This window comes from Allokutzneria sp. A3M-2-11 16, assembly GCF_024213555.1.
GTDB lineage: Bacteria > Actinomycetota > Actinomycetes > Mycobacteriales > Pseudonocardiaceae > Allokutzneria.
Genome location: NZ_JANAVO010000001.1, coordinates 404,864 through 415,981, shown reverse-complemented (window position 1 = coordinate 415,981; position 11,118 = coordinate 404,864). Strand labels below are relative to the sequence as shown.

At 70.2% G+C, this 11,118-nt stretch carries 12 protein-coding genes; 6 read left to right on the top strand and 6 right to left on the bottom strand.

What is annotated here, in order from left to right; translation table 11 throughout:
* Window positions 1–56: 56 nt before the first annotated feature.
* Both NLX83_RS02120 and NLX83_RS02115 read right to left on the bottom strand, forming a co-directional pair.
* Window positions 57–344 (bottom strand): DUF6355 family natural product biosynthesis protein, encoded by a 288-nt coding sequence (locus NLX83_RS02120; protein ID WP_254233164.1) that lies wholly within the window; start codon window positions 342–344, stop codon window positions 57–59.
* Between the two features lie 77 nt (window positions 345–421).
* Entirely contained in the window at window positions 422–694 is a 273-nt protein-coding gene (locus NLX83_RS02115) for a DUF6355 family natural product biosynthesis protein (protein ID WP_254233163.1), read from the bottom strand.
* A gap of 144 nt (window positions 695–838) precedes the next feature.
* Here NLX83_RS02115 and NLX83_RS02110 point away from each other — a divergent pair, with 144 nt between their 5' ends.
* Window positions 839–1,189 (top strand): hypothetical protein, encoded by a 351-nt coding sequence (locus tag NLX83_RS02110; RefSeq protein WP_254233162.1) that lies wholly within the window; start codon window positions 839–841, stop codon window positions 1,187–1,189.
* Here the strand turns inward: NLX83_RS02110 and NLX83_RS02105 are convergent, their stop codons facing one another.
* A complete protein-coding gene (locus NLX83_RS02105) occupies window positions 1,190–2,242 on the bottom strand; it encodes a hypothetical protein (protein WP_254233161.1) in 1,053 nt (350 codons plus the stop codon).
* 221 nt (window positions 2,243–2,463) lie between these two features.
* On the opposite strand from NLX83_RS02105, the gene NLX83_RS02100 reads away from it, so the two are divergent.
* Window positions 2,464–5,841, top strand: coding sequence for a pyruvate carboxylase (locus NLX83_RS02100; protein ID WP_254233160.1), 3,378 nt, complete (start codon window positions 2,464–2,466; stop codon window positions 5,839–5,841).
* Window positions 5,842–5,890: 49 nt separating this feature from the next.
* On the top strand, window positions 5,891–6,646 hold the full coding sequence (locus NLX83_RS02095; protein WP_254233159.1) for an arginase family protein: 756 nt from the start codon (window positions 5,891–5,893) through the stop codon (window positions 6,644–6,646).
* Here NLX83_RS02095 and NLX83_RS02090 read toward each other — a convergent pair.
* Together NLX83_RS02090 and rsmD are read right to left on the bottom strand one after the other, a co-directional pair.
* On the bottom strand, window positions 6,631–7,941 hold the full coding sequence (locus NLX83_RS02090) for an MFS transporter (protein WP_254233158.1): 1,311 nt from the start codon (window positions 7,939–7,941) through the stop codon (window positions 6,631–6,633). The two genes, NLX83_RS02095 and NLX83_RS02090, sit on opposite strands and share 16 nt — an antisense overlap.
* A 207-nt stretch (window positions 7,942–8,148) precedes the next feature.
* Complete coding sequence (gene rsmD / locus NLX83_RS02085) at window positions 8,149–8,703, bottom strand: 16S rRNA (guanine(966)-N(2))-methyltransferase RsmD (protein ID WP_254233157.1); 555 nt, start codon at window positions 8,701–8,703, stop codon at window positions 8,149–8,151.
* 116 nt (window positions 8,704–8,819) lie between these two features.
* On the opposite strand from rsmD, the gene coaD reads away from it, so the two are divergent.
* On the top strand, window positions 8,820–9,302 hold the full coding sequence (gene coaD / locus NLX83_RS02080) for a pantetheine-phosphate adenylyltransferase (protein ID WP_254233156.1): 483 nt from the start codon (window positions 8,820–8,822) through the stop codon (window positions 9,300–9,302).
* Here the strand turns inward: coaD and NLX83_RS02075 are convergent.
* Complete coding sequence (locus tag NLX83_RS02075) at window positions 9,299–9,781, bottom strand: GNAT family N-acetyltransferase (RefSeq protein WP_374118628.1); 483 nt, start codon at window positions 9,779–9,781, stop codon at window positions 9,299–9,301. The genes coaD and NLX83_RS02075 overlap by 4 nt on opposite strands.
* Window positions 9,782–9,825: 44 nt before the next feature.
* Between NLX83_RS02075 and NLX83_RS02070 the strand changes: the two genes are divergently transcribed.
* Window positions 9,826–10,254: a ribonuclease domain-containing protein gene (locus NLX83_RS02070; protein WP_254233155.1), complete on the top strand. Its 429-nt coding sequence runs from the start codon at window positions 9,826–9,828 to the stop codon at window positions 10,252–10,254.
* A gap of 96 nt (window positions 10,255–10,350) precedes the next feature.
* On the top strand, window positions 10,351–11,112 hold the full coding sequence (locus NLX83_RS02065) for an ATP synthase F0 subunit B (RefSeq protein WP_254233154.1): 762 nt from the start codon (window positions 10,351–10,353) through the stop codon (window positions 11,110–11,112).
* Window positions 11,113–11,118 lie beyond the last annotated feature (6 nt).

Below are 11,118 nucleotides of genomic sequence, written 5' to 3'. Positions count from 1 at the left end.
AGCACAGTGCCGCGAGCCCCGGGACAACTGCCACGGAACTCATCTCCCCTTCTCCTTCATTTGCATTTCGCGCCCTCGTACCAGGCGTTCTGAACTTTCGCGGTGTAGTCGAGCAACGTGCTGCCGGGCAGGACGCACTGGGAGTAATCAGGTTCTGTCTTGCGGTCCACGTAGATCCAGATCCAACTGCCGTCGTTCGTGCAGTGCCCGTAGTAGGCGAATCCGTTCGTCTCGTAGTAGCCGCACGGGTAGTCCCATTTCATCGCCTGTGCGCTCGCGGGGGCGGGAAGCGTCAGTGCTGTGAGGGCCAGAGCGACCGCTGCGAGGGCAGGGGCGATTCTCATGTTTCACCTTTGCTTGTGGACAATGCACAAGGCATGCGGAGCTCCTGGAGAAGTCCTGACGCCCGCGGTGGCGAAGATCAGCAGCGTAGGCCGATGTACCAGGCGTTCTGGATTCTTGAGACCGCGCCGAGGAAAGTCTCGCCGGGTCCGACGCACAGCACCTTCCCATCCTCGGTCCTGTAGTCCACGACGATCTTGATATTGCCCGCGCTCGCGCAGTGGTTGTACCAGGCGCCATCGCCTTCCTCGAAGTAGCCGCAGGGTGAATGGGCCTGCGAGGCCGCGGAGGCTGTCGGTGCCAGTGTGGTGAGTGCCAAGGCGACCATCGCGACGACTGGAGCGATTCTCATGTTTCACCTTCGGTCGATGTCCATTGTCTTCAGTGGGCAGTGAAGAAGGTGGTAAGCACGGTTGTCAACGTGCTTCAAGCGTAATGTGCGTCGCGCACGAAAAGGGCAGGCGCCGGGGTAGGCCGCTGTGGTGCGATGGGACGCATGAGCGCCGAGGTGAACCGTCCCTTCCGATGGGACCTCGTGCGCCGTCGCATGTACACCAGTCCGAAAACCCACCGCTGGCACCAGAGCGCACAGTGGACCGCCGAACTGCCCGCGAGCGCGATCGCCAGGCCAAGCTCACCAGTTCTGTTCGCCCGGTGGTCCTGGGCCGATCCGGAAGCCGCGGTCCCTGCGCACGACGCCAGAACCCGTCAGGCGCTCGCCGAAGCCGTCGCCCTCGTCGAGTCCGGCCGTACCCGGGAAACCCGCGAGCGGCTGGTCAGGGCCATCGCCGCCGAGCCCGCGTTCGCCGAACCGTGGCTGCGCGCACTGGTCAACCAGCTGCGCTGACTACTCGCAGCGGGGGCTGGCGGGGCCGCCGAGCACGTGCGCCGGGCCCCACGTGCCGCTCGGCGCGGTCTGCGCCCGGACCATGACCGCCTCACCCGCCGGGGCGAGCGTGAACAGCTCCAGCCGTCCGTCCACTGTGGACGTCACGCTGGGCGAGCACACCGCGCTGGCGCCGTCGAAGGTCTGCCAGGGGCCCCATCCGGTCGCGGTTTCCCTGCGGTGCTGCACGCTGCTCGCGTCGCGGCCGACGACGAACACCTCTAGCCGCCCGTCTGCGTTGCGCCCCACCGAGGGCCGTCCCGTCACCGGCTCGGAGAACACCGTCCACCCGTCGCGCAGCTCGTTCACGCGCTGGTCGGCCGTCACGAACACCACCACTCCGCTCGGCGTCGCCGTGGCGACCGGGGAGTGCGCGTCGGCGGGGCCACCGAGCGGGGTCCACTGGCTCCACCCGGCCGGGGTCTGCGTCCGCCCGAAGAGCTGGCCGGAGAGGGTGGTGAACACCCGCAGCTGTCCGTCTCCGCCCCGGGCGACCGCGGGCAGGCCGGAGCCTTCACCGAAGTCCTCCCACGGGCCCCAGCCCGCACCGGAACGCGCGCGGTGCAGCAGTTTCGACCCGCTGTGGGCCACCGCGAACAGGTCCGTCCCGCCCTCCGCGGCCACCGGGGCCGATGCCGCCGAGCCGAAGTCCTCCCACGGTCCCCACGTGCCGTCGCCGAGCTGGGCCCGGTGGCGGATGCGCTCACCGGCCCGGCCGTCCCTGCGGTCGAGCGCGAAGACCTCCAGCAGTCCCGCCGCGTTCCGCACCACGGTCGGAGCGCCCTCGGTGGGAGTGCCGAACTCCGCCCACGGCCCCCAGGCGCCGCCGGGCAGCTGCTTCCGGTGGTGCAGCGCCGCGTTCGGCGGGGCGGGAGCGAACATCTCCAGCAGGCCGTCCTTGCCCGCGGCGACGGCGGGGCTGGTCGCGGCCGCGTAGAGCGGGTAACCGGCCTGGGCTGGCACCCCGACCAAGCCGAGGACCAGGGACACGGACAGAGCCAGTGCGAATCGCATCTCATCTCCCGCGAATAGGACCGCGAGGACGGGTATCCGCATCGGCGCGCGCTGAAACCAGTAATACGGCCAGTGATCGGAACCACAGTCCGTTGGCAGTCGCGCGGGCCGGGGGAATCGATCAGGATGAAGTCCGTCACCTGGGACGACCCTCCCGCACAGCGGGAGACGACGATACGGTGCCACGACCGACCCCGAGGCACGATCCGTGAGGAGCCGGCATGTTCGCGAAGGTCCTCGTCGCCAACCGAGGAGAGATCGCCATCCGGGCGTTCCGCGCCGCCTACGAACTGGGCGCGGGAACGGTCGCGGTGTTCCCGCACGAGGACCGGAACTCGTTGCACCGCCTCAAGGCGGACGAGTCCTACGAGATCGGCGATCCCGGCCATCCCGTGCGCGCGTACCTCTCCGTCACCGAGGTGATCAAGGCGGCGCGCAAGGCGGGCGCCGACGCGATCTACCCCGGCTACGGCTTCCTGTCGGAGAACCCGGAGCTGTCGCAGTCCTGCAAGGACGCGGGCATCACCTTCGTCGGCCCCAGCGCCGAGGTGCTGGAGCTGACCGGGAACAAGGCCCGCGCCATCGCCGCCGCGCGCGAGGCGGGGCTGCCCGTGCTGGAGTCCTCCGCCCCCTCCGACGACGTCGAGGGGCTGCTGGCCGCCGCCGAGAACATCCGCTTCCCGGTCTTCGTCAAGGCGGTCGCCGGTGGTGGCGGGCGCGGCATGCGCCGGGTCGAGGAGGCAGGCGGGCTGCGCGAGGCGCTTGAGGCCGCGATGCGCGAGGCCGAGTCGGCCTTCGGCGACCCCACGGTGTTCCTGGAGCAGGCCGTCGTCGAGCCCAGGCACATCGAGGTGCAGATCCTGGCCGACGCCAAGGGCAACGTGATCCACCTCTTCGAGCGCGACTGCTCGGTGCAGCGGCGGCACCAGAAGGTCATCGAGATCGCCCCCGCGCCCAACCTCGACCCGGACCTGCGCGCGAAGATCTGCGCGGACGCGGTCTCCTTCGCCAAGCACATCGGTTACGTCAACGCGGGCACGGTGGAGTTCCTCGTCGACCGCAAGGGCAACCACGTCTTCATCGAGATGAACCCGCGCATCCAGGTCGAGCACACCGTGACCGAGGAGGTCACCGACGTCGACCTGGTGCAGTCGCAGATGCGGATCGCCGCCGGGGCGACCCTGCCCGAGCTGGGGCTGACCCAGGACTCCGTCCGCCTGCGCGGCGCGGCGCTGCAGTGCCGCATCACCACCGAGGACCCGGCCAACGGCTTCCGCCCGGACACCGGCCGCATCACCGCGTACCGCTCCCCGGGCGGCGCGGGCATCCGGCTCGACGGCGGCACCGCGCACGCGGGTGCCGGGATCAGCGCGCACTTCGACTCGATGCTGGTGAAGCTGACCTGCCGCGGTCGCGACTTCGCCGGAGCCGTCCGCCGCGCCCGTCGCGCGATCGCCGAGTTCCGCATCCGCGGTGTCTCCACCAACATCCCGTTCCTCCAGGCGGTGCTGGACGACGAGCAGTTCCTCGCGGGCCAGGTCACCACGGCGTTCATCGAGCAGCGCCCGCACCTGCTGACCGCGCGGCACTCCGCCGACCGCGGCACCAGGCTGCTGACCTACCTCGCCGACGTGACGGTGAACAAGCCCAACGGCGCGCGTCCGTCCACTGTGGACCCGGTGCAGAAGCTGCCCGCGGTCAACCTGCTCGACACCCCGCCCGCGGGCTCGCGGCACAAGCTCGTCGAGCTGGGCCCGGAGGGCTTCGCCGCGTGGCTGCGCTCCAACCCCGCGGTCGGCGTCACCGACACGACCTTCCGCGACGCGCACCAGTCGCTGCTGGCCACCCGCGTGCGCACCAAGGACCTGCTGGCGGTCGCGCCGCACGTGGCGCGCTCCACGCCGGAGCTGCTGTCGCTGGAGTGCTGGGGCGGCGCGACCTACGACGTCGCACTGCGCTTCCTGGCCGAGGACCCGTGGGAGCGGCTGGCCGCGCTGCGCGAGGCGGCGCCCAACATCTGCCTCCAGATGCTGCTGCGCGGTCGTAACACGGTGGGCTACACGCCGTACCCCGAGGCGGTGACGCGCGGCTTCGTCGAGGAGGCCACCGCGACCGGCATCGACATCTTCCGGATCTTCGACGCGCTCAACGACGTCGAGCAGATGCGCCCGGCGATCGAGGCGGTCCGCGACACCGGATCGGCCGTCGCCGAGGTGGCGCTGTGCTACACCGCCGACCTCGCCGACCCGGCCGAGCAGCTCTACACCCTCGACTACTACCTGCGGCTGGCCGAGCAGATCGTCCGCGCGGGCGCCCACGTGCTGGCGATCAAGGACATGGCCGGCCTGCTCCGCCCGCCCGCCGCCGCGACGCTGGTCAAGGCGCTGCGTTCGGAGTTCGACCTGCCGGTGCACCTGCACACCCACGACACCGCGGGCGGCCAGCTGGCCACCTACCTCGCCGCGATCCAGGCGGGCGTGGACGCGGTGGACGGCGCGACGGCGTCCATGGCGGGGACCACCTCGCAGCCCTCGCTGTCGGCGATCGTCGCGGCGACCGACCACACGGAGCGGGCCACCGGCCTGGACCTCCAGGCGGTCTGCGACCTGGAGCCGTACTGGGAGGCGGTGCGCCGCATCTACGCGCCGTTCGAGTCGGGCCTGGCCTCGCCGACCGGTCGCGTCTACCACCACGAGATCCCCGGCGGGCAGCTGTCCAACCTGCGCCAGCAGGCGATCGCGCTCGGCCTCGGCGACCGGTTCGAGGAGATCGAGTCCACCTACGCCGCCGCCGACCGGATGCTCGGCCGCCTGGTGAAGGTGACCCCGTCGTCCAAGGTGGTCGGTGACCTCGCGCTGCACATGGTCGGTGCCGGGGTGGAGCCCGCGGACTTCGAGGCGAACCCGGGCAGCTTCGACATCCCGGACTCGGTGGTCGGCTTCCTGCACGGCGAGCTGGGCAACCCTCCCGGTGGCTGGCCGGAGCCGTTCCGCAGCCGCGCGCTCGCGGGCCGGAGCGCCCCGCGCAAGATGGTCGAGCTGACCGACGACGACCGCCGCGGCCTGGAGACCGACCGCCGCAAGACGCTCAACCGGCTGCTGTTCCCCGGCCCGGCCAAGGAGTTCACCTCGCACCGCGAGGCGTACGGCGACACGAGTGTGTTGCGCAGCAAGGACTTCTTCTACGGCCTGCGTCCGGGTGAGGAGTACTCGGTCGACCTGGAGCAGGGCGTGCGGCTGCTCATCGGTCTTGAGGCCATCGGTGAGGCCGACGACCGCGGTATGCGCACGGTGATGGCGACGCTCAACGGGCAGCTGCGGCCGATCTCGGTCCGCGACCGCTCGGTGGCCGCCGACATCCCGGCGGCGGAGAAGGCGGACCGCGCCAACCCCGACCACGTGCCCGCGCCGTTCGCCGGGGTGGTCACGCTCGCGGTGGCCGAGGGCGACCAGGTCGAGTCGGGCCAGACGGTGGCCACGATCGAGGCGATGAAGATGGAGGCCGCGATCACCGCACCGAAGGCGGGCCAGGTCAAGCGGCTGGCCATCGGCAAGGTCCAGCAGGTCGAGGGCGGGGACCTGCTCATCGAGCTGACCTGAGCCGGAAATGTGCGTGTGCGCGGGACCCGCGCACACGCATACTCCGGCCATGCGCATTCACGCCGTACCCCAGTTCCAAGGAGCGCTCGTCGAGAGCCGGGCCAGGCTGCCGTCCGGCTGCCGTGCCCTCGCCGGGCTGGCCGGGCGGGTGCTCGGCGCCGAGGTGACCGAGGTCCCCGTCGGCACCGGCACCTCGCCCACCGTCGGCGGCATCGCCAACCACGAAGTGCTCCTGGCCCACCAGGACGCCCAGCGAACCGCACTGTCCGAAGTGGACGAACCGGTGCTGACCATCGGCGGGGACTGCTCCGTCGACCTGGTGCCGGTGCGGCGCCTCGGAGACGACGTGACGGTGCTGTGGTTCGACGCGCACGCCGACCTCAACACCCCGGAGTCCTCCCCGTCCGGCGCGTTCCACGGCATGGTCCTGCGTTCGGCCATGGGGGAGCGCGAGGTCGTTCTCGTGGGCACGCGCAGCATCGACGACGGGGAACGGCCGCTGATCGGTGAAGGCAAGCGGGTGGCCCTGGTCGAGTGTGGGGACCTGGCTCCGCGCAACCGCCAGGTGTACCTGCACATCGACCTGGACGTGTTGTCCCCCAACGAGTTCAGCGGCATGACCTATCCGGAGCCGGACGGGGTCGCCATCGATGCGCTGGTCCGCCAGGTCCGGCAGCTCAGTCCTGAGTGGACGGTCGTCGGCGCCGCCATCACCGAGTGCGTCACCGCGGACGAGGCCGAGCTCGCCAAGCTCATCCCGTTGCTCGAAGCGGTGGGCGAGGTGCTCACCTACGGCGACCGCTGAGGCCAGCGCGGGTGCACGCGGTCGATGGCGAACTCGTGCGCGTGCACCCATCCTCGTCCGGACGGCACCGCGTTCAGCAGGTGCGGGTCGTCCGGGGCGAGGTTGTCGTGCACATGCTCCACTGTGGACGGATCGTGCACCGGCCACACGCGCGCGGCGAACACCATCCCGCCCGCGGCGACCATCGCCAGCAACAGCAACGTGATCGGCATTCCCGCCCAAGCGCCCAGCGACCCGGCGAGCAGATAGGTCACCAGCCAGCCGCCGTGCGACACGGTGAACTGCGCGGCGAACAACCTCGGCCAGCCGCCAGGCTCCGCCGACCGCCGCACCAAGCGACCGATCGGCGTCTGCACCGCGGCTCCGGCCAATCCCAGAGCGGCCCACGCGCCAAGCACCACGGCCCACGACAAAGTCAGAAAAGCGCTCGCCGCCAGCACGAACACCAGCACACCAGCACCACTGAGCATCACGTGCCGCTCGCCGCACCAGGACAGCACGCGAGGCAGCAGCAGCGCCGCGAGGATCGAGCCCGCTCCATAGGCGCCGAGCGTCCACGCCACGAAGGAATCGCCCAGCCCCAAGCCTTCGCGCACCACCACAACGGTATTCACGAGCACCATCGATCCAGCCGCTGCGGCCGCGAGGTTGAGCCCCACCAGCGCGCGCAGGCGGGGCGTCGCGAGGTAGACGCGCAGTCCGCCAACTGACGTGCTCGCGGACTCAACGGGCTTGGGCAGCACCACGCTCAGCACAAGCACGGCGGACGCGATGAAGCCGATCGCGGTCCCGACGAACAACTGGCTCGCCCCGACGACCGTGAGCAGGGCGGCGGCGAGCACCGGGCTCAGCAGGCTCTCCAGCTCGTAAGCCAAGCGCGACAACGACAACGCCCGCGTGTAGTCCTCCTCGTCCGGGAGCACGCTCGGGATCGTCGCCTGGAACGTCGGCGTGAACGACGCGGAGGCGGCTTGCAGCACAACGATCAACGCGTAGACCTGCCACACCTCGGTGACGAACGGCAGCGCCAAGGCGACAACCGCCCGCACCGCGTCCATCGCCACGAGGAACCCGCGCCGGGGCAACCGTTCCGCGAGCGCCGTGGCCAGCGGGGCGAAGAACACGTAGGCCACCATCTTGATCGCCAGCGCGATGCCCAGGACCAAGCCCGCGTCGCCCCCGGCGAGGCGGTGCGCCAACAACCCGAGCGCCACCGTCGCCAGCCCGGACCCCACGAGCGCGACCACCTGGGCGACGAAGAGCCGCCTGTAGGTCCGATTCCCGAGCACGCTCACACTGGCAACATACGACGCGAAACCCGTTGCGACGACGGTGCAACTGCCCCTCTGTGGCAACAACGCCCACCACCATCCACAGTGGACTCTCCACCCCCGTTTATTCCCTGAATGAGTCATTGAGGTACTTGAGCGCCCTCAATGACTCATTCAGGGCACTTCAACGGAACAAACGCGGCATTGGCGGAGACGGAGGTGGAGTGTGAGTCAGGCGTGTTCGGCCCAGTGGACGGCGGTGTCGCCGTAGCGGCGGGTGCGGAGCGGGACGAGCGGTGATGGCCACGCCGGGTCCCCGCTCCGCACGGCGCGTTCGACCACGACCACGGTGCCGGGCGCGGTCCACCCCGATTCGACCAGCACGGTCAGCGTCCTGTGCAGCGCCTCGTTGGTCAGGTCGTAGGGCGGATCGGCGAAGACCACGTCGTACGGCGTGCCCGTGCCCGTCGACAACACCGTGTCCGCCGTACCGTTCCGCACGTCCGCGCCCGGCAGTCCGAGGTCCGCGGCGTTGCTGCGGAGGACCTCTCCCGCTCGGCGGTTGGACTCCACGAAGGTCGCCGCCACCGCTCCGCGGGACAACGACTCGAAGCCGAGCGCGCCCGAACCCGCGTAGAGGTCCAGAACCCGCGCGCCGTCCAGGTCCACCAGTGCTTCGAGCGCGCTGAACAGCGCTTCCCGCACCCGGTCCGACGTCGGCCTGGTTCCCTTGGGTGGCACCGCGAGCCGGCGTCCGCCCGCGGTCCCGGCAACGATTCGCGTCACCGGGCAATACTCCCACCGGCGGTGGTGCTCCGTTCGGCCGGTGAGCCCGGGTGACACTTCCCACTCGCCGCGACCAAGCGGTGGCGCGATATCCGAATCCTGTTACGGTCCCGCCCATGAGGCGTGCCGTTTACCCCGGCTCCTATGACCCAGTGACCAACGGCCACTTGGACATCATCGAGCGGGCGGCCGGTCTGTTCGACGAGGTCGTCGTCGCTGTGATGATCAACAAGAACAAGCGCAGCCTGTTCACCGTCGAGGAGCGCATGGAGATGCTCCGCGACGTCACGCCGCACCTGCCCAACGTGCGCATCGACTCCTGGTACGGCCTGCTGGTGGACTACTGCAAGGCCAACGAGGTCCAGGCGATCGTCAAGGGCCTGCGCGCGGTCAGCGATTTCGAGTACGAGCTGCAGATGGCGCAGATGAACCAGCGCCTCTCCGGCATCGACACGATGTTCATCGCCACCAACCCGGTCTACAGCTTCCTCTCCAGCTCGCTGGTCAAGGACGTGGCCACCTACGGCGGTGACGTCTCGCACCTGCTGCCGCCCGCGGTCGACGAGCGCCTCGCCGCCCGCCTCGCGGAGACCCGCTAGAGCGCGAGCTTCATGCCGACGTGGCTCGGCGTGAACCCGATCCGTTCGTAGAACCGCCGCGCGTCGGCCCGGGTGGCGTCGGTGGTCAGCTGCACCAGGCCGCACCCCCGCTCCCGCGCCCGCTCGACGCCCCAGCGGATCATCGCTTCGCCGAGACCCGAACCCCGCTGGTCGTCGCGCACCCGAACGGCCTCGATCTGACAGCGGGACATTCCCAGCCGGGACAGACCGGGAATGAAGCTCAGCTGCATGGTCGCCACCACCTCACCGCCGTTCTCGGCGACCACCAGGAGCTGGTTCGGATCGGCGTCGATCTCGGCGAAAGCGCGCAGGTAGGCGGGGTCGCCGGGGCTCTCCCGGAGCGCCCCCAGCGGATCGTCGGCGAGCATGCGCACAATCGCGTCCACATCGGTTGAAACCGCTCGGCGAAAACTTCCTACTTCCGTATGCACGTGGTTTTCCCGCCTTCGAAAGTTCATATCGATGTCTGTGGACGATCATGGGAGATCGTTACCGTCCGACCATGAAGCCGATCACAGCACGCGTTGCGCAGACCCTGCTCGCGGCCGTCCTGGTGGCACTGGGCGCCCTGGCCCCCGCCGTCGCTTCCGCCGCCCCCGCCGACGCGCGATCCATTGCGGCCCAACCGGCCTGCGGGGACACCTCCTCCTACACCAAGAAGAACCTCTCGGCCCTGCCCCGCGAGGCGACCGACACGGTCAACCTCATCAAGAAGAACGGGCCCTACCCGTACCCGCAGGACGGCACCACCTTCGGCAACCGCGAGAACCTGCTGCCGAAGTGCGCCGCCAACTACTACAAGGAGTTCACGGTCAAGACGCCCGGCATCGGCCACCGCGGTGCCAAGCGGATAGTGACCGGCTCCGGCAACGAGTTCTTCTACACCGCCGATCACTACAAGAGCTTCGTCCTCGTCAACGTCAACGCCTGAATCACTGCCTGACACGCGTGGTGAGATCCCGCCGTCCGGCCCGTCGACACGGCAGACTGGACGCTGGACAGTCGACTGCGGGGCGAGGAGTGGCACGTGTACCGGGTCTTCGAGGCGCTTGACGAGCTCGTCACGATCGTCGAGGAGGCGCGCGGCGTTCCCATGACCTCCGGGTGCGTCGTTCCGCGGGGTGACGTCCTGGAACTGCTCGACGAGATCCGGGACGCGATCCCCGGTGAGCTCGACGACGCACAGGACGTCCTGGACCACCGCGACGACGTGGTCAACAAGGCCGCGCAGCAGGCAGAGCACAGCATCACCAGCTCCCGTGCCGAGGCCGAGCAGACGGTCACCGAGGCCCGCGAGGAGGCCGACCGTCTGCTCGCCGAGGCCAGGGCGCGGGCCGAGCGCATGGTCGCCGACGCCGAGGCCGAGGCCGAGCGGATCGCCGCCGCGGCCCGGCACGAGTACGAGGACGCGGTCGGCCGGGCGGAGTCCGAGGCGGACCGGATGATCCAGGCAGGCCGCGCCTCCTACGAGCGCTCCGTCGACGAGGGCCGCGCCGAGCAGGCCCGCATGGTCGACCAGACCGAGGTGGTCCGCGCCGCGCACAGCGAGTCGGCCCGGGTGGTCGACGCCGCCAACCAGGAGGCGGGCCGCCTCCGTTCCGAGTGCGACGCCTACGTGGACAGCAAGCTCGGCGAGTTCGAGGACCTGCTCGGCCGCACGCTGCGCACCGTCGGCAAGGGCCGGGCCCAGCTCCGCGGCCGGGGCGGCCCGAGCCACGACACCGTCTTCGACTACGCCGAAGAGGAGCCGGCCGGCCCTCGTCCCACCCGGCACCGCGGCGGTTACTGACCCGGC